At 71.8% G+C, this 17,441-nt stretch carries 19 protein-coding genes; 9 read left to right on the top strand and 10 right to left on the bottom strand.

Translation table 11 applies throughout. From position 1 onward, the window contains the following. Nucleotides 1-125 precede the first annotated feature (125 nt). Nucleotides 126-614 (top strand): molybdopterin-dependent oxidoreductase, encoded by a 489-nt coding sequence (locus ABZ624_RS11045; protein ID WP_360085266.1) that lies wholly within the window; start codon nucleotides 126-128, stop codon nucleotides 612-614. Between the two features lie 93 nt (nucleotides 615-707). On the opposite strand, the gene ABZ624_RS11050 is transcribed toward ABZ624_RS11045, so the two are convergent. Further along, entirely contained in the window at nucleotides 708-1,103 is a 396-nt protein-coding gene (locus ABZ624_RS11050) for a helix-turn-helix transcriptional regulator (RefSeq protein WP_360085269.1), read from the bottom strand. A gap of 124 nt (nucleotides 1,104-1,227) precedes the next feature. Here ABZ624_RS11050 and ABZ624_RS11055 point away from each other — a divergent pair, with 124 nt between their 5' ends. Continuing rightward, on the top strand, nucleotides 1,228-1,809 hold the full coding sequence (locus ABZ624_RS11055) for a DUF1707 domain-containing protein (RefSeq protein ID WP_360085272.1): 582 nt from the start codon (nucleotides 1,228-1,230) through the stop codon (nucleotides 1,807-1,809). Nucleotides 1,810-1,968: 159 nt separating this feature from the next. Here ABZ624_RS11055 and ABZ624_RS11060 read toward each other — a convergent pair whose 3' ends face one another. The 5 genes from ABZ624_RS11060 to ABZ624_RS11080 all read right to left on the bottom strand — a co-directional run bounded on the left by ABZ624_RS11060 (nucleotide 1,969) and on the right by ABZ624_RS11080 (nucleotide 6,893). Continuing rightward, the gene (locus tag ABZ624_RS11060; RefSeq protein ID WP_360085275.1) at nucleotides 1,969-3,924 is read right to left on the bottom strand and encodes an amino acid transporter; all 1,956 of its coding nucleotides are present in this window, start codon (nucleotides 3,922-3,924) and stop codon (nucleotides 1,969-1,971) included. Between the two features lie 263 nt (nucleotides 3,925-4,187). Further along, on the bottom strand, nucleotides 4,188-4,745 hold the full coding sequence (locus ABZ624_RS11065) for a hypothetical protein (RefSeq protein ID WP_360085278.1): 558 nt from the start codon (nucleotides 4,743-4,745) through the stop codon (nucleotides 4,188-4,190). A 133-nt stretch (nucleotides 4,746-4,878) separates the two neighbouring features. Continuing rightward, nucleotides 4,879-5,409, bottom strand: a complete 531-nt coding sequence (locus ABZ624_RS11070; RefSeq protein ID WP_360085281.1) for a universal stress protein — start codon at nucleotides 5,407-5,409, stop codon at nucleotides 4,879-4,881. A 397-nt stretch (nucleotides 5,410-5,806) separates the two neighbouring features. After that, the gene (locus tag ABZ624_RS11075; RefSeq protein ID WP_030603474.1) at nucleotides 5,807-6,013 is read right to left on the bottom strand and encodes a DUF5999 family protein; all 207 of its coding nucleotides are present in this window, start codon (nucleotides 6,011-6,013) and stop codon (nucleotides 5,807-5,809) included. Nucleotides 6,014-6,290: 277 nt separating this feature from the next. After that, on the bottom strand, nucleotides 6,291-6,893 hold the full coding sequence (locus ABZ624_RS11080; RefSeq protein ID WP_360085283.1) for a hypothetical protein: 603 nt from the start codon (nucleotides 6,891-6,893) through the stop codon (nucleotides 6,291-6,293). 572 nt (nucleotides 6,894-7,465) lie between these two features. Here ABZ624_RS11080 and ABZ624_RS11085 point away from each other — a divergent pair. Both ABZ624_RS11085 and ABZ624_RS11090 read left to right on the top strand, forming a co-directional pair. Beyond that, nucleotides 7,466-8,983: a glutamate--cysteine ligase gene (locus ABZ624_RS11085; protein ID WP_360085286.1), complete on the top strand. Its 1,518-nt coding sequence runs from the start codon at nucleotides 7,466-7,468 to the stop codon at nucleotides 8,981-8,983. 232 nt (nucleotides 8,984-9,215) lie between these two features. Next, on the top strand, nucleotides 9,216-10,016 hold the full coding sequence (locus tag ABZ624_RS11090) for a type II CAAX endopeptidase family protein (RefSeq protein WP_360086034.1): 801 nt from the start codon (nucleotides 9,216-9,218) through the stop codon (nucleotides 10,014-10,016). A gap of 68 nt (nucleotides 10,017-10,084) precedes the next feature. Here the strand turns inward: ABZ624_RS11090 and ABZ624_RS11095 are convergent, their stop codons facing one another. Beyond that, nucleotides 10,085-10,897, bottom strand: a complete 813-nt coding sequence (locus ABZ624_RS11095; RefSeq protein WP_360085289.1) for a PhzF family phenazine biosynthesis protein — start codon at nucleotides 10,895-10,897, stop codon at nucleotides 10,085-10,087. Between the two features lie 45 nt (nucleotides 10,898-10,942). Continuing rightward, nucleotides 10,943-11,377 carry a hypothetical protein gene (locus ABZ624_RS11100; RefSeq protein WP_360085292.1) on the bottom strand — a complete coding sequence of 145 codons (435 nt, stop codon included), beginning with the start codon at nucleotides 11,375-11,377 and terminating at the stop codon, nucleotides 10,943-10,945. A 92-nt stretch (nucleotides 11,378-11,469) separates the two neighbouring features. Here ABZ624_RS11100 and ABZ624_RS11105 point away from each other — a divergent pair, with 92 nt between their 5' ends. Further along, nucleotides 11,470-11,832 carry a MerR family transcriptional regulator gene (locus tag ABZ624_RS11105; protein WP_360085295.1) on the top strand — a complete coding sequence of 121 codons (363 nt, stop codon included), beginning with the start codon at nucleotides 11,470-11,472 and terminating at the stop codon, nucleotides 11,830-11,832. 76 nt (nucleotides 11,833-11,908) lie between these two features. Here the strand turns inward: ABZ624_RS11105 and ABZ624_RS11110 are convergent, their stop codons facing one another. Continuing rightward, nucleotides 11,909-12,760: a class I SAM-dependent methyltransferase gene (locus tag ABZ624_RS11110; protein ID WP_360085298.1), complete on the bottom strand. Its 852-nt coding sequence runs from the start codon at nucleotides 12,758-12,760 to the stop codon at nucleotides 11,909-11,911. Between the two features lie 471 nt (nucleotides 12,761-13,231). On the opposite strand from ABZ624_RS11110, the gene ABZ624_RS11115 reads away from it, so the two are divergent. Continuing rightward, nucleotides 13,232-13,858 carry a PadR family transcriptional regulator gene (locus ABZ624_RS11115; RefSeq protein WP_360085301.1) on the top strand — a complete coding sequence of 209 codons (627 nt, stop codon included), beginning with the start codon at nucleotides 13,232-13,234 and terminating at the stop codon, nucleotides 13,856-13,858. Nucleotides 13,859-13,931: 73 nt separating this feature from the next. Here the strand turns inward: ABZ624_RS11115 and ABZ624_RS11120 are convergent, their stop codons facing one another. Beyond that, nucleotides 13,932-14,360 carry an SRPBCC family protein gene (locus tag ABZ624_RS11120; protein WP_360085304.1) on the bottom strand — a complete coding sequence of 143 codons (429 nt, stop codon included), beginning with the start codon at nucleotides 14,358-14,360 and terminating at the stop codon, nucleotides 13,932-13,934. Between the two features lie 273 nt (nucleotides 14,361-14,633). Here ABZ624_RS11120 and ABZ624_RS11125 point away from each other — a divergent pair, with 273 nt between their 5' ends. From ABZ624_RS11125 to ABZ624_RS11135, 3 genes are all read left to right on the top strand, one after another. After that, nucleotides 14,634-15,212 carry a Clp protease N-terminal domain-containing protein gene (locus ABZ624_RS11125; protein WP_360085307.1) on the top strand — a complete coding sequence of 193 codons (579 nt, stop codon included), beginning with the start codon at nucleotides 14,634-14,636 and terminating at the stop codon, nucleotides 15,210-15,212. Between the two features lie 70 nt (nucleotides 15,213-15,282). Then, on the top strand, nucleotides 15,283-16,287 hold the full coding sequence (locus tag ABZ624_RS11130; protein ID WP_360085310.1) for an EamA family transporter: 1,005 nt from the start codon (nucleotides 15,283-15,285) through the stop codon (nucleotides 16,285-16,287). 206 nt (nucleotides 16,288-16,493) lie between these two features. After that, a complete protein-coding gene (locus ABZ624_RS11135) occupies nucleotides 16,494-17,441 on the top strand; it encodes an EamA family transporter (RefSeq protein WP_360085313.1) in 948 nt (315 codons plus the stop codon).

The raw sequence follows: 17,441 nt of genomic DNA on the forward strand, positions 1-17,441 counted from the left end.
TGCCGCATCTGCCAGCCGTAAGTCTCCTGTTTCATCGCATGAGCTGCGGACCTGTGACTTGTAGCTTGCATGTGCGTTTGCACGTGGCGCAGCGGCGGGTACGGTCCTGCGGGAGGTGGTCGCAGGTGACGCTCGCGGAACTCGCCCTGAGCGGCGATCTGGCCCGGCCCGGGCGGCTGCGGGTGCCGGACCTGCTGCGCTGGCCGCAGCACCGGGTGGATGTCAGCTTCGAGTGCGCGACCAGCGGCATCCAGCGCCACCGGTTCGCCGGCCCGCGCCTGTACGACGTCCTCACCGACGCGGGGCCCGGCTTCGACCCGGTGCGGCGCAAGGACCGGCTGCGCTTTCTCATCTCCGTCACCGGCACGGACGGCCACCACGCGGTGCTCTCCTGGGCCGAGATCGACCCGGACTTCGCGGACGCGCCCGTCCTGCTGGGCGTGCGCATCGACGACACCCCGCTGGATACGGCCGGGCCCCAGCTGGTGCTGCCGCAGGACCGGTGCGGGGCCCGGCACATCAGCGGGATCACGGCGATCCGGGTGGACGGCGGTTACCGCTGCGGCGCTCCGGTGCCGGCCACACCCGGTCACGCGTCAGCGGCAGCCCCGTGAACCGCACGCCGGTCGCGTCCCGTCCCGGGTGCGGTAACGGCTCGATCCGTGCGGCGGCCCCGATCTGCCGGTGACGGGTAGGTCCGGCCTGTGTCAGACCCGGTCGATGTGCACGTTGGTGGACTTCACGCGCGCGGTGGCCTCCATGCCCACCTCCAGGCCCAGTTCCTCGACGGCCTCCCGGGTCAGCAGCGACACCAGCCGGTGCGGGCCCGCCTGGATCTCCACCTGGGCGGCCACGTCACCGAGCTTGATCGCCGTGACGATGCCGGGGAAGGCGTTGCGCACGGAGGTGTAGGGGGCGTCCTCCTCCCCGCTGCCGGCCTTGGCCAGTTCCACCGAGAACGCGGCCAGGTCCCTGCCGTCGATGAGCCGCCGCCCGGCGTCGTCGCGATGGGTCGCCACCCGGCCCGCGTCCGCCCAGCGGCGGGCGGTGTCCGGGCTCACGCCGAGCAGCCGTGCCGCCTGGCCGATCGTGTAGGACTGCATGCCGGTCACGATAGGGCCAACCCCGGGAACCGCGGACCTGGGGTTGGCCGTTGGGTATAACGCGATATAGCGTCAGCTCTTGACGATGGCTCCCTGCGGGGACGTTCCGAATCGGGGTGGGGGTATGGCGGCCGAGCTGCTGCACACGGAGACACCGTCCGGACTGCGTGCCTCGCACGCGGACCGGGACCGGGTGGTGGAGGTGCTGACGGGCGCCGCGGGAGACGGCCGGCTCACGCCCGAGGAACTGGACGAGCGCGTGGCGGCCGCGCTGTCCGCCCGCACGTTCGGCGAACTGGCGGTGCTCACCGCCGACCTGCCGGACGCGGCCGCTGCGGCACCGGCCGAGGATGTCGTCCGGATGGAGCAGCGGGGCGCGTCGGCCACGCGCGCGGACGGCTGGGCGGTGCCGCGGCGGATGGAGATCGAGTCCGCCTGGGGAGACGTGACCCTCGACTTCACCAGCGCGGTGATCGCGCAGGACGCCCTCCGCATCGATCTGGACATGCGCGGCGGCACCCTGCGGCTGCTCACCCGGCCCGGCGTGGTGGTGGACGCCGACTCGCTGGTGATCGGCTACGGCGAGACCAAGGTGCGGTCGGCCGGCGACCTGGGGGCGCCGGTCGTGCTCCGCGTGGAGATACACGGCCGGCTCACCATGGGACGGCTGGAGGTACGGCCGCCCCGGCGCTGGTTCGGCCGGTAGCCCGCGTCCGGGCGGCGTCTTGCGGTGCCCCCGCAGGCCCGCCGTCCTCCTGCTGAACAGGACGGCCGAGCGCACGGCGACCCGGGCGGGCAGACCTCCGGCCGGACCGCGCCCGGTCTCACCCGGTGTGCATCCGCGGCCGGCGTATGCGGTCCGGTCTCACCCGGTGTGCACCCGCGGCCGGCGTATGCGGTCCGGTTCCGCCTCGCGCAGCACCTCGCGGGTCACCGGGGCGACCTCGCCCTGTCCGAAGAGGAAGAAGCGCAGGAAGTTGGCGAACGGGTTGCCCTCGGTCCACTCGAAGTAGATGTGCGGGGTGCAGCCCATTCTGTCCCGGACGTGGAGGAGGAGCGCGGCCAGGGCATTGGGGATGGACGCGGACTCCAGGGTGAGGACGCGGTAGCGGCCGTGCAGGACCTCGCCGCGCACGGTCAGGCCCGCCTCGAACTCGGAGGGGTCGGTGACCGTGACCTCCACGAAGACGAAGTCCTCCTGCTCGGGCATGTCGTTGTCGGCGCGGATCTGCTCGATCTTGTCGCGGTACTCGGCCTTGTCCCGGTGGCCCGGCTCATTGGCGATGAAGCGCATCTTGCGGCTGGCCATGTCCCTGATGAATCGTTCCGCCAGCGGGTCGAGCGTCACGCTGGTCACACGCAGCTCGAAGGCGCGCGCCAGCCGGGACGCCAGCGAGACGAGGATGATGCCGGCGATGAAGCAGGCACCGATCTTCACACCGTCCGGGCGCTCGATGACGTTCACGACGGTCGTGTAGAGGAACACCGCCGAGATTACGCCGAACCCGATGGCCCAGTTGCGCTGCCGGGCCTTGTGCGCGGCAATGGTCACCGCGATCGCGGCCGAGCTGATCAGCACCAGCACACCGGTGGCGTAGGCGCCGCCCTGCTTGTCGACGTTGGCGTCGAAGATCCAGGTCACCAGGAACGCGACCAGGGTGAAGACGATCACCATCGGACGTACCGCGCGCGCCCAGTGCGGGGCCATGCCGTAGCGGGGCAGATAGCGCGGCATGAGGTTGAGCAGGCCTGCCATCGCGGAGGCGCCGGCGAACCACAGGATGGCGATGGTCGAGATGTCGTAGACCGTGCCGAAGGCGCCGCCGAGGTACTCGTGCGCGAGGTAGGCGAGGGCGCGGCCGTTGGCCGGGCCGCCCGTCTTGAAGTCCTTCTCCGGGATCAGCAGCGTGGTGATGAAGCTGGTGGCGATCAGGAAGCAGCTCATGATGAGCGCTGCGGTCGTGAGCAGCTTCTTGGTGTCCCGGATCCGGCCGGTCGGCTTGTCCTCGGTGTCCCCGGCGTCGCCCTGCACGTGCGGCATGACGGCGACACCGGTTTCGAAGCCGGACAGGCCGAGGGCGAGTTTCGGGAACACGATCAGCGCCACGCCCACCATGACGAACACGTTGCCGTGCTCCGCCGTCAGCGCGGTGGTCCAGTCGGTGACCACATGACCGGCGGTGAGGACGTGCCACAGGCCGACGACCACGACGACCACGTTGAGCCCCAGGTAGATGCCGACCAGGGCGACCGCGACACCGATCGCCTCCAGGAAGCCCTTCAGGAACACCGCGCCGAGCAGCGCCACCAGGAACAGGGTGATCACCATCTGGTGGCCGCTCAGGGTGCTGGTCAGATGGGGGTTCTCCACCAGGTGGGTGGAGGCGTCGGCGGCCGACAGGGTGATGGTGATCAGGAAGTCGGTGGCCGCGAAGCCCAGCAGGGTGAGCACGAACAGCTTGCCCTGCCAGAACGACAGCAGCCGCTCCAGCATCGCGATGGAGCCCTCGCCGTGCGGGCTCTCCTCGGCCACCCGGCGGTAGACCGGCAGGGCGCCCGCCAGGGTGACGATGACCAGCACGATGGTCGCGACCGGCGACAGCAGACCGGCCGCGAGGGCCGCGATGCCCGGCTGGTAGCCGAGGGTGGAGAAGTAGTCGACACCGGTCAGGCACATCACGCGCCACCAGCGCTGGCCCTTGTGCGGAGGCTCCGGTTCGGCGTGGGGCCCGGTGTGGCCGCCGTGCTTGCCCATGTCGGACAGCCCCTCCAGCATCCAGTTGCGCAAGCGACTGGGAGGGGGGTGCTCGGTCGTGGCCATCGGCGTGCTCCTGTGTGCGCTCAGCTCTTTTCCGGCCATCACGCGGACGGCGGCACCAGCGTAAGCAGAGAGTGACGCCAGGGCCCACGGATCAGGGCTCAGGAGGCGTCAATCTTGCGTTAAGAATGGCGTGAGAGCAGCAGAGCCGCATCAAGAAGGCGAGGCCGGAACCGGTTGCCGGGGCATCGGCCGTCCGGGGTAACGGACCGCACCGCGGGGCCGGGCCGGCCACCGAGTGTCATCGCCTGGGCCGGCGCACCACCTCACTCCAAGCCGGAGGCGCGGAACACACCCAGGGCCGTCTCGCGGTCGATGCGGCGGGCGAGGTGGTGCAGGGCGGTCGTGCCGCACAGCAGGGTGCCCGCCGCCTCGGACACCCGGGCGCCCTCGGCGAGCAGGTACCACAGACCGGGATTGCGGATCAGCACCTCGGGGTCGATCTCGACCCGGTTGCCGAGGGCGTCCCGCAGGACCAGTCGCTGGGACACACCCTCCAGCGGGCGCGCAGCGATCAGCAGATCCGTGCGGACCCGGCGGGTGCGCAGCAGACGGCGGGTGGCCAGCCAGCCCGCACCGGCCGAGACCCGTACCGGCAACAGGACGAGGAGCAGCAGCAGCGCGACGGCCAGCCACAGGGCACCGCGCCACCAGGTGAGGGAGCCGGCCGCCCAGTCGACGAACAGCAGCAGGCCGAGCAGGACACCGGCGCAGCGGAACGACGTGCGCACGTCCGCTTCCCAGTCCCGGTCGTCCACCACGCCGGCGGTGCCGGTCGGGTAGGAGCCCGTGAGCCGGGGATACGTGCCGTTGTGGTGCCTCATGTCTCAGACGGTAGACACGGCCGGCCCCGGTGCAGCGGGTCCGTAGCGCACCTTGACGGTGTCCTGATGGCCGTCGGGCCCTTTTTGACGCGACGCCAGCGCCCGCCGTCCGGCGCTGTCCCCGGTGGCGCCTTCACAGGCCCCGGATGTCCATGCGCAGATGCCAGGTGTTGCGCCGGTGGACGGCGAGCAACTGCGACTCCAGCGGGGACGGGGGCACCGCCAGCACCGGGCAGACCGCGTGCGCCAGGCAGTGCCGGGAGACCCGGCCCGAGAAGGCGCGTTGCAGGCCGCGTCGACCGGCGCCCACGACCAGGACGTCGTTCTCCCGGTTCGCGGTCGCCACCAGTGCCGGGCCCGGGGCGCCACGGACGATGACGGCGTGCATCGGCACACCCGGTGTGTCCCCGCCGAAGATCTCCTCGAGTACGGAGGCCAGCCGCTGTCCGGCCAGCCGCTGCCAGTCGTCGACCAGCAGGCCGGCGGCGGGGGAGCGGCGCGCGGCGGAATCACCGCCCGGCGGTTCCCATGCCAGCACCGGCCACAGTTCGGCTCCCAGCCGGCGGGCCAGCGCGGCGGCCCGCCGCAGGGCCGTGACGCTGCCCAGGGACCCGCTCACACCGACCACCACCCGCGCGGTCGCCGAGGCGTCGTAACCGGACATCGCTCCACCGTTCCTCGCGGGCGACGCCGAGGTCTCGTGCGCGGACGTGCCCGCCCTGCAAGGCCGTTGCCTTCTTCCATCCCACTCCCGTACCGGCGATTCGACCAGCCGGGCAGAGGATGTTCTCCGGGCGGCTGAAACCTGCCTCGTCGACCGACCTTCCTCGTGTTGGGATTCGGCGCCGCAGCCGAAACATTCGGAGACCGTGCTGCTGCTCGTCGAGGGCGGGGCCGCGCTCGTACTCGCGCCGTACCCCATCACGGCGCCCACGACGTCCTGCACGACACCTTGCGCTCCCCCCGCGCCTCTCTGTAGCTGCCCCCGGACACAGGTCGGGGCCGGTGCGCACAGAATGTGTGCGGGCCGGCCCCTCAGGTCGCTCTCGCTCTCGCTCCGCTCAGGCGGCGGTCATCACCTGCTCCGCACCGAGCGGACGGTGCGGAGCGATGATCCTGCCGTCGGGCAGCAGCTCACCGGTGTCCTCGAAGAGCAGGACGCCGTTGCACAGCAGACTCCATCCCTGCTCCGGGTGGTGCGCCACGAGACGGGCGGACTCCCGGTCGGCGGACTCGGCTGGTGGACACGGTGGCTGGTGCTGGCACATGGGTGGGATCTCTCGCTCTGTCGTGGTCATGGCCGTCCCCCCGTGGTGATAAGTCGGTCGGAACCCAGTGTTGCCCTCTGGGCGGCATTCCGCAGGGATTTCGCAGCACCGCTTCTCACAGGTTCATGACGCGTCACCCGGCCGGACGGTTCAGTCGAAGTGCACTGTCACTTCGGGTGGTTCTCAGTGGCCGGATAGGGCTAGTCCATGCAGACCAGACCCGCTGACATGGTCGTACCCCGCTTCCCTTCCGGGCGGCGGGGTACGCGGACGTGCGTCAGGCGGCGGGCGAGTCGAGCACGGGCGGCCCGAGCAGGGGAAGGGGAGTCGCGCGATGAGTCAGCACCGGCAGCAACTCGGTGACCCGGAACGGCCGGTGCGCCGGTATGCCGGGCGGGGCGGGCGCCAGCGGGACGAGCAGATCGGTGCCCCCCGGGTGCCCCTCGGCTCCGTCGGCGGTCAGGTCGCCGTGCAGCCACAGGGTGAGCATGTACAGGCCGGGCACGGACAACAGCCGTGCCTGGTACGGCTGTTGCAGCGCCTCGGCCTGGTGCAGGGCGCGCTCGGTCGAGGCGACGTAAGGGCCCTCGAAGAAGTGCGAGAAGGCCCAGCCGTCGGGCGTGAGCATGGTCTCCGCCGCAGCCACCGCCCGGTCACCGCAGCGGATCAGGAAGCGCCAGCCGGCCAGCCGGGTCGCGGACAGACCCTGGGCGGTGATCCGGTCCAGCACATGTACCGGCAGCGGGAGTTCGGGTGTCGTCGGGCCCTGCGCGGCACGCAGGGAGGGGGTACGGGCCTCACGGACCGCGGTGGGAGAACCCAGGGCGGTCAGGACGGAACGCAGGGCAGGCGCGGGGGCAGGGGGCACGTGCAGCGGCATGTGGGTCGCCTCTCTCATACGACAGGCGCGACGGCGCGAGGAGGAGGGGTGGGGCGGACGGCGCTGTCTGCTCACGCAAGGCCGGAAGGGGTGAGGCCCGGGTCGGTGAACAAGGGTGCGGCTCGGCCTGCCGCCCGTCGTGGGACGGCCTGAACACGGCAGGAAACCAGGACCGAGGGTGTCACCCTTCTGCCTTGTGGGCGAAGTTTATACGACGCGTGTTCGGCCGTTGTTTCATCTATCCCATTTCCGGAAGCTCCGCAAGGCAGTAATGCGCCGCAGATTTGCGGGACTCCTCCCGATTTTCCGCCCGCCTGCCGTCGCTGACCACGGCATACGCGCCGGTAACGGTCGGCCGAATGGCATCGGCGTTTTTCACGAGGCGTTGCGGGCACCCGAGAGTGCACGCTGCGGCATGCCCCGTGAATGTGCCGCGGGGAACATTCCGAAAGACTAGCGGGCGCCGGGCCCGCGCGGGACGTTATCGATCGCTTCCGCTGGGCATCATCCCCCCTGACCCGGGAGCCCGGCGGCCGGATCGCCGGCCCGCCCATCCGAGGAGGGACACTTCGATGGGGGAGAAGGTCGTGGCAGGGCAGTTCGACCTGTCCGATCGCCAGCGCTACCGCGAAAAGCTCCAGAAGTGCCTGACGGGACTGGAGCGACTCCTGCGCGAGAAGCGATTCGACCGTCCCAAGAACCTCATGGGCGTCGAGATCGAATTGAATCTCGCCGGGCCCGACGGTATGCCGAAAATGTTGAACGGGCAGGTACTGGAGCGCATCGCGAGCCGCGATTTCCAAACAGAGCTCGCCATGTTCAACCTCGAAGTCAACATCGCACCACACCGTTTGGGCGGCCGGGTATTCGACCGGCTCGCCGAGGAGCTGCGCACCTCGCTCGCCTATGCCGACCGCAAGGCCGGCGAGGTGGACGCGGGCATCGTCATGATCGGCATCCTGCCCACTCTCGACCGCGACGACCTGGTCTCCTCCAACCTCTCCGAGGTCGACCGCTACACCCTGCTCAACGAGCAGATCGTGGCGGCGCGCGGCGAGGACTTCCGGCTCGACATCGAGGGGGTGGAACACCTCGTCTGCACGTCCAAGTCGATCGTCCCCGAGGCCGCCTGCACCTCCCTGCAGCTGCACCTGCAGGTCACCCCGGCCCGGTTCGCCGACGTGTGGAACGCGGCGCAGGCCGCGAGCGCCGCGCAGATCGCCGTGGGTGCCAACTCGCCGTTCCTGTTCGGTCACGAGCTGTGGCGCGAGTCCCGGCCCCCGCTGTTCCTGCAGTCCACCGACACCCGCCCGCCCGAACTCCAGGCGCAGGGCGTACGGCCGCGCACCTGGTTCGGTGAGCGCTGGATCAGCTCGGCGTACGACCTGTTCGAGGAGAACCTGCGCTATTTCCCCGCCCTGCTGCCGATCTGCGACGACGAGGAGCCGCTGGACGTCGTCGAGGCGGGCGGCACACCGCGACTCGCCGAACTGGTGCTGCACAACGGCACGATCTACCGCTGGAACCGCCCGGTGTACGGCATCGCCGACGGCGTCCCGCACCTCCGAGTGGAGAACCGGGTGCTGCCGGCCGGGCCGACCATCACCGACGTGATCGCCAACGCGGCCTTCTACTACGGCCTGGTGCGCGCCCTGGCCGAGGAGTCCCGGCCGGTGTGGACCCGGCTGCCCTTCGCCGCGGCCGAGGCCAACTTCGACGCGGCGTGCCGGTACGGCATCGACGCGCGGTTCGTATGGCCCCGGCGGGGACGCTACGGCGGCACGGGCGAGGTCGACGCGGTCACCCTGGTCCGCGACGAGCTGCTGCCGCTGGCCTCGGCCGGGCTGGACGGGTGGGGCGTGGAAGCGGCCGACCGTGATCTCTACCTGGGCGTCATCGAGGAGCGCTGCCGGCGCCGGGTGAACGGGGCGTCCTGGCAGGCGGCCACCTTCCATCGGGCACTGGAGCAGGGGCTGACCCGAGATGCGGCGCTGGCCGCCACGACGCGGAGGTATGCCGAGCTGATGCACGTGGGAGAGCCGGTGCATACGTGGCCGGTGGGATTGCCGGAGGCGGTGGCCTTGGGCTGACGACGGGGCCGTGAGCGGGTGAGCGCCGCGCAGACGGCCACGTGATGAGGGGCGGGGCCACGAGGTGCGCGGGCTGCGGGCGGTGTGGCCACGTGGGGTGTGGGCGGGGAGGCGTGAGTGACATGTGCGGGTTGCGCTCGTGTGCGGCCCGTTCGCTGTCCGCACCTCTCCTTCTGCGATCCTTGCCGGGCAGAGGTGGGCCGCGCGGCCCATGAGCCGGCTGGAGGCAGGGGTGCAGGTGGAGGCTGACTCGGTGGCTGACCCGGGGGTGCGGGAGCGCGACCGGCGGCGGGTCCTGCGGGACGAGACGCTGCTCGTCCTGGGACTCTCGCTGGGAGCGAGCGGGGTCTCCGCGCTGATCAGTTTCATCGGCTCGGTCACCAAGCCGGGCGGCCTGAAGGACCAGGCGGCCACCCTCAACGCCTCGGCCGCGCCCGGCCGCCCCTGGCTGGACCTCGCCTGGCAGCTGTTCGGCATCGCCACCGCGCTGGTCCCCGTCGCCCTGGTCGCCCACCTGCTGATGCGCGAGGGCGGCAGCCTGCGCACCCTCGGCTTCGACCGCACCCGCCCCTGGCCCGACCTGGCACGGGGCGCGGGCATCGCGGCCGTGATCGGCAGCACCGGCATCGCGTTCTACCTGGCCGCCCGCGGCCTCGGTTTCAACCTCACGGTCGTCCCCGAGGCGCTGCCGGACGTGTGGTGGAAGTACCCGGTGCTGATCCTGTCCGCCCTGCAGAACGCGATCCTCGAAGAGGTGATCGTCGTCGGCTATCTGCTGCGCAGGCTGGGCCGGTTGGGCTGGACCCCCGGGACGGCCCTGGTCGCCAGCGCGGTGCTGCGCGGCTCGTACCACCTCTACCAGGGCATCGGCGGCTTCCTCGGCAACATGGTCATGGGCGTGGTGTTCGTGTACCTGTACCGCCGCTGGGGGAGGGTCGGCCCGCTGGTCGTCGCGCACTCCCTGCTCGACATCGGCGCGTTCGTCGGCTACGCCCTTCTCGCGGGCAAGGTCGGCTGGCTGCCCACGGCCTGAGGGCCGGCCGGGCCGGTGGCGCAGGCAGCCGCCGCCCATGATCCACCGGCCTGCGGCGCGGCGCCCGCTCAGGCGTGTAGGTCGCCCTCGATGACCGTGACCGCGCGGCCGGTGAGCAGGGTGCGGTCGCCGCGCAGGCCGGTGCGGACCAGGCCGGTGCGGCGGGAGGCCTGCAGCCCGGTGAGGTCGTTCCGGCCGAGGCGCGCGGACCAGTGCGGGGCGAGCGCGGTGTGGGCGCTGCCGGTGACCGGGTCCTCGTCGATGCCGACGTTCGGGAAGAAGCAGCGGGAGACGAAGTCGTAGCCGCGGGAGGCGTCGTCGGCGCGGGCGGTGGCGATGATGCCGCGCGCGGAGTAGGCACCGAGGGACTTGTGGTCCGGTGCGAGGCCGAGGACCGTCTTCTCGTCGGCCAGCTCCACCAGCAGGTCGCCGATGTTCGGACCGGTGTCGAAGGCCGCGACCGGCTGCGCGCCGAGCGCCTCGGCGACCCCGGCCGGGACCTCGGCCGGGGTGAGCGGGGCCGTCGGGAAGTCGAGGGTGATCGAGCCGTCCGCGGCGGGCATGGCGATGAGCACGCCGCTGCGCGTCGCGAACCGTACCCGGCCCGCGTGGGCGCCGGTGGTGTGCAGGACATGGGCCGTGGCGAGGGTGGCGTGCCCGCACATCGCGACCTCGGCCACAGGCGTGAACCAGCGCAGCGCCCAGTCCGCCTCGCCGCCCTCGGGCAGCCGGTGGGCGAACGCCGTCTCGGCGTGGTTGATCTCCATGGCGACGTTCTGGAGCCAGTCGTCGTCCGGGAAGACGTCGTCCAGGAGCAGGACTCCGGCCGGGTTGCCGGCGAAGGGGCGGTCGGTGAAGGCGTCCACGATTCGCATGCGCATGCTGCCGACGCTAGCGGCTTCGACGGGCGCCGGCCCAAGGCCAATTCACGAGTCCTGGTACCTTTCCGGCACACCGGCGGTGCGCGCCCGCGCCCATGGGGCGAGTTGGGCGATGCCGAACGAGGCCTCCAGCACGAGGAACGGCCACAACACCCCGGGCCCTCCGTGCGCCAGGGCGTACGCCTGCCACAGGGAGAACAGGACGCGTGCGGTGCCGTCGAGGAGGCCGTGCAGGGGGAGCGGGCGTACGACGCGCAGGACGGACCAGACCACGACGACCGAGCCCATCAGGTTGGCGTACAGGGTCTGCATGGGGGTGAGGGCAGGCATGGTGCCGAGACCGGCCGCGTCGCCCCCGGCCGACAGCAGGCGGTGCACCAGTGCGTACGTCCACGGGGTCGCGAAACCGGCCGTGACGATCAGGTCGTACCAGCCGCTCGTCCGGACGAGGCGCAGATAGGCAGGGGTTGCAGGGGACATCGGGGGCTCCTCGGGAAGGCTCGCTGGGGCGCCGCCCACGCTAAACAGCGGAGTACGCTCCAAGGTCAAGTCGACCTGGTGGCGGGGGAGTCATGCGCATCGGAGAACTGGCCGCGCGTACGGGGCTGTCGAAGGACACCCTTCGCTTCTACGAGCGGATCGGCCTGCTCGACGGCGACCGCCTGCCCAACGGCTACCGCGACTTCCCGCCGGAGACCGTGACCTGGCTGCGATACGTCCGCACCGCTCAGGCGCTCGGCTTCACCTTGGCCGAGATCGCCCGCCACGGCGAGGAACTCCGTGCTGCCCCGGACAGTGCCGAGGCGCTGTCCGCCCTGTTCGAGGACAAGATCCGCGTCATCGACACGCGCATGGCCGAACTGACCGCCCTCCGCGCGGACCTGACCTCCCGCGTCGGCACCGGCTGCCCTTTGCGGGCGGCGGACCGGACGTAACGCCGAGGCGGACCCCACTGTCTGTGACAGTGAACCTTGACCGATTGCCACTGAAGTTTGACCGCCTGGAGGCGCTCTACCGGCGGACCGCCGAGATCAGTCCGCCGGGCCGCTCCTCGCGCTGCGGAGGGGTGTTGATCGGGCGGCCGTAGGCGGCAGCGCGCTCGCGCAGGGTGTGGCTGTCGGCCTCCCAGCCGTGCCCGGCCAGCCAGCCCACCGGGTCGTCGGGCATCTCCGAGACCCACATGGACGCCGCCGATCCCGGCTCGGCGTCCGCGCCGAAGCGCTCGATCACGCCGCGCGAGCCCAATGTCAGCCCCATCCGACTGCCTGCCGCCGACTGCGCGCTGATCCGGGCCAGCAGTAGCTCCACCGCGTCCTCGGGCAGATAGATCAGCAGTCCTTCGGCGATCCACGCGGTCGGCACCGCCGGGTCGTGCCCTGCGGCGGCCAGCGCGGCTGGCCAGTCCTCACGCAGATCCACCGCGACGGTGATCCGCTCGCAGCGTGCGACGGCCCGCTCCTGGCGCAGCACCGAAGCCTTGAAGGCCAGTGGCGCGGCGGTGTCGACCTCGAACAGCCGGGTGCCTTCGGGCCAGTCCATCCGGAAGGCCCGGCTGTCCATGCCGGCGCCGAGCAGCACGACCTGCCGGACCCCGGACGCGGAGGCCTGCTGCAGCAGGTCGTCGAGGAACTTCGTCCTGATGACGATGGAGAACGACACAGCCAGCCGGCGGCGGCGCGCGGCCTCGTCATCGGGCAGCGGCGGCGAGGAGGGCCATAGGCCGCCGGCGGTGGCGAAGGCCTGTGCCAGTGGGTCGCGGAACAGCGCGTCCTCCCGCTCGGTCTCCAGCGCCCGCACCCTGGCCACCCCCACCGCCGTGGCCCACACTCCCGACGGCTGCACCCGCTCCTGCTCATCAGTCACCGCGCCAGCTTAGGCGGAGGCCAGCTGTGCCTTCCGCCGCCGGTATGCCTTCTGGCGGCAGCGCTGTGAGCAGGTCCGGCGTTGTTGCTGGCAGGGCCCTGCTGGTAGCGGTTCTCCGCAGGTCTCGCAGGGTCTCGTTGATGCCGTGGGGGCTGGTTCGGGTGGCTGGGGTGGTGGTGCGTGCTGTGGTGTCGGCGATGTCACCGGCGGTGGAGAAGGGGGGCGCGGGAGGCTGCCTGTGCTGTTGACGACGTGCTCGCTGGCGGCATCGGTCTGAGCATGTCCGGCGTGCTGCCGAGAACATCGGGCCGTCGCAGACGGGGCAGATGCCTGGTCCGGATGGATCAGCGGCAACGCTCACCCGCCGCAGGAAGGGTCTTGTCATGCGACCGGTACCGATATATCGTTGAAGCATCGCGAGCGATACGCGATGCAGACGTGACAGATCATCGATTGAATGGAGTGATCGCGATGCGTACCCACGGATTCGAGCGTGGACATCGGCACGAGGGCCACGGCCTGCGCGGTATGGGTGGCTTCGACGGGCGGCGGGCCGCCTTCGGGCCCTTCGGGCCGGGTGGTCCGGGATTCGGTCCCGGCGGGCCCGGATTCGGGCCCGGCCCCTGGGGGCCCCGGGGGCGCGGTGGCCCGAGGGGGCGGGCGCGGCGCGGGGACGTACGGGCCTCGATCCTGGCCCTGCTCAAGGACCGTCCCATGCACGGCTACGAAATGATCCAGGAGATCGCCGAACGCAGCGGCGGCGCCTGGAAACCCAGCCCCGGCTCGGTCTACCCCACGCTCCAGCTGCTGGAGGACGAGGGTCTGATCGCCAGCGAGAGCGAGGGCGGCAAGAAGCTGTTCGCCCTCACCGAGGACGGGCGCGTCGTGGCCGACGAGGGCCCGGACGCCCCCTGGGAGGAGGCCTCGCGCGGGGTCGACTGGGAGGCGCTCGGTGAGATCCGCCAGGCCGGCTTCGGCCTGATGGAGGCCTTCGGGCAGGTCTGGAAGACCGGCAGCAAGGAGCAGCGTGAGAAGGCGCTGGCCGTCATCAACGAGGCACGCAAGAAGCTGTATCTGATCCTCGCCGACGAGCACTGAGGCTCGCGGGCGGGAAAGGCGCCCCGCGCGGTGATCCGCGCGGGGCGCCTTCGCACGCCCGGCCCGCCGGGGCTCAGGCGACCAGGCCGGCCAGCTTGCGCAGCGACTCGTTCAGCGCGGCCGTCGCCGAGTCCTTCAGTTTGCCCGCCATCAGCGACACCGCGGCGCCGGTGAACTCGCCGTCGATACGGACGTTCGTGGCGTCGCCGTCGGGGGTGAGGGTGTAGCGGGTGGCGACCGTCACCGCCATCGGGCCCTTGCCCCGGATGGCGAACACCCGTGCCGGTTCCAGCTCCTCGATGGTCCAGTCGACCTCGGCCGGGAACCCCATCAGCTTCATGTTCTCCTGGAACGTCCCGCCCACGGCCGGCGTTTCCGGCCCGCCCTCGGGGAAGCTGGTGTGGGTGGCGTTCCACTCTCCGTACGACGACCAGTCGGTGAGCCGGGTCCACACCTTCTCGGCCGGTGCCTCGATGCGTGCCTCCGCGCTGACTTCGGCCATGCGACCACCCCTTCGGATCGGGCGTAGCGGGCTACGGTGTCGCGGAACGTAGCCGCAAGGGCGCGAACATTCAATACTGATGAACCGTCAGAAGGGCCGGGAAGTCATCCGGTGCGCGGACCCGGTACACGTCCTGGTCGCCATCGACCGCGGATCGGCCGGATCTCCTCCCTGAGGAGGAGATCCCGACCGGCGATGTCCACTCTGTGTGGGACGCAAAGATGGTCCCGCTCGTGGATGACTCGGCCCGTTGAGGCTGATGGGGTAGAGGTTGTGCAACCCCGTACAGCTCGCCGGACCGCCCATGACGAGGCGGCTGCGCACACGGACGACGATGCCGTGCTCGGCGGCGAGCTGGCAGCGGTGGTCGCCGGTGCCCGCCGGAGGGCCGTCCGGGACGGCGACCGGCAGACCGACACCGCCCATCTGCTGCACTCCCTGCTGGAACACGACCCCGAGGTGCGTGCCGCCGTCGGCGGGCCGCCGCAGCTCGCCCGGCTGCTCGGCTATCTCGTGCAGCGCAGCATCGGCTACGGACTGCGCTGGCAGGGCAGCGTGGAGGACTCAGGCGCGCTCGCCGTCGTCCCCGCCGAGGCCGTCCGCGGCGCCCGGGACCCGAGGGACACCGCCGGCTGGTCGCCCGCCGCGGCCGCCGCACTGGCCGGCGCGCGCGACCGCGCCCGGCTGCGCGGCGAGCCCCGCGTCCACGGCATCGACCTCCTCGCCACCCTCACCGCGGACCCCGCCTCCCGGGCCGTCGAGGTCTTGGAGCGGGCAGGCATCCGTGACCTGAACACCCGGCTCGACGCCGGCGCAGGGCAGTACGCCGGCGACGGAGGTTCTGCCCGCTGAGGCCCCCGCACGTCCAGCCCCTGAGACAGGTGTCAACGGGGATGACGCTCATGTCGCCGCCTGTCATCATGTGCCGGTGCATAGATCAGACAGCAGTCAGGGCAGCCGCGGCAAGGGCGTCGGGCTCGGTCTCGCACTCGCCTCGGCGGTCGCCTTCGGCGGGTCCGGAGTGGCCGCCAAACCGCTGATCGAGGCGGGACTCGACCCGCTCGACGTGGTCTGGCTGCGGGTGGCCGGCGCCGCCCTCGTCATGCTGCCGCTCGCCGTACGGCACCGCGCGCTGCTGCGCCGCCGCCCCGCGCTGCTCGCCGGGTTCGGACTGCTCGCCGTCGCCGGGGTCCAGGCCTGCTACTTCGCCGCGCTCTCCCGGATCCCGGTGGGTGTGGCGCTGCTCATCGAGTACCTGGCTCCCGCGCTGGTGCTCGGCTGGGTGCGGTTCGTGCAGCGGCGGCCCGTCACCCGCGCCGCCGCGCTCGGCGTCGTTCTCGCCGCCGGCGGTCTCGCCTGTGTGGTGGAGGTCTGGTCGGGGCTGAGCTTCGACGCCCTCGGACTGCTGCTCGCCCTCGGCGCCGCCTGCTGCCAGGTCGGCTACTTCGTCCTGGCCGACCAGGGCAGCGACGCGGGTGACGAGGCACCGGACCCGCTCGGCGTCATCGCCCACGGCCTGCTCGTCGGCGCCCTCGTCCTGACGGTCGTCGCCCGCCCCTGGAGCATGCGCTGGTCGGTGCTCACCGGCTCCGCCGACATGAACGGCACCGCCGTACCGGCCCTCGCCCTGCTCGGCTGGATCGTGCTGATCGCCACCGTCGTCGCGTACGCCACCGGTGTGCTGTCGGTACGGCGGCTGTCCCCGCAGGTCGCCGGTGTCGTCGCCTGTCTGGAAGCGGTCATCGCGACCGTGCTGGCCTGGGTGCTGCTCGGTGAGCACCTGTCGGCGCCGCAGGTCGCCGGCGGGGCGGTCGTCCTGCTCGGCGCGTTCATCGCCCAGTCGTCCACCCCGGCCAGGGGTTCCGCCGAGCCGGTGGCCACGGGCGGAGCCGAACGCGAACTGTCGGCCCGTGGCACGGCCGCATAAAGTGCCGGTCATGCCGTCCACGCTCGTCCTTCCGCCCCCGGCCGCCTGAGGCGGGCCTCCGGGACACCAGCCCTGCGCCTGTGCGCCGGGCCGGACGGTGCTGCCCGCAGATGAAGTCCGCGCGTCCCGCTCCAGCGGGTCGCCCTCGAACTTCCGCACCCCTGGTGCGTTTCTGCGGAGAGAATCCCTTGACGACGAATTCGTCTATGACGTCGAACCCTGCTTCCGGCCTGCCCGTCGGGCGCGGCCTGCTCTACCTGATCACCACCGGTGCCGCCTGGGGCACCGCCGGCGCCGCCGCCTCCCTGGTCTACCGGACCAGCGACATGGGCGCCCTCGGACTGTCCTTCTGGCGCTGCGCGCTCGGCCTCGTCCTGCTGCTCGCCGGACGCGGACTGCGCCCGCGCCTCCGTCCCGCCACCACCGAACCCCTGCTCCGCAGGGCCGGCAAGGTCCTCGCCACGGGCCTCGGTCTGGCCGTGTTCCAGACCGCCTACTTCGCCGCCGTGAAGTCGACCGGACTGGCCGTGGCCACCGTCGTCACCCTCGGCGCGGGCCCCGTGCTCATCGCGCTCGGCGCCCGGCTGCTGCTCGGGGAACGGCTCGGTGCCGGCGGGGCGTCGGCCGTCGCCGGGGCGCTCGCCGGGCTGGCCGTCCTGACCTTCGGCGGCTCGGCCGCGACCGTGCGGCCCGCGGGTGTGCTCCTCGCGCTCGCCTCGGCCGCGGGCTACGGCGCCATGACCCTGCTGACGCGCTGGTGGGGGAGGGGCGGCGGCGCCGACGCGTCCGGCACCACCGTGGGGGCCTTCGCGGTGACCGGCCTGTGCCTGCTGCCGTTCGCGCTGCACGAGGGCCTGCTCCCGCACACCGCCCACCCGGCCCGGCTGCTGTGGCTGGTGGTGTACATCGCCGCGGTGCCCACGGCTCTCGCGTACGCGCTCTACTTCGCCGGAGCGGCCGTCGTACGGTCCGCCACCGTCTCCGTGATCATGTTGCTGGAACCGGTGACCGCGGCCGTGCTCGCCGTCGTCCTGCTCGGCGAGCGGCTCACGGCGACCACCGCGGCCGGCATCCTGCTCCTGCTCGGCGCGGTCGCGGGCCTCGCGGTGAGCGAGGCCCGCGGGGGCGGTGGCCGGGAGTCGGCCCCGGCGTAA

This window comes from Streptomyces sp. NPDC007205 (assembly GCF_040634095.1).
Lineage (GTDB): Bacteria > Actinomycetota > Actinomycetes > Streptomycetales > Streptomycetaceae > Streptomyces.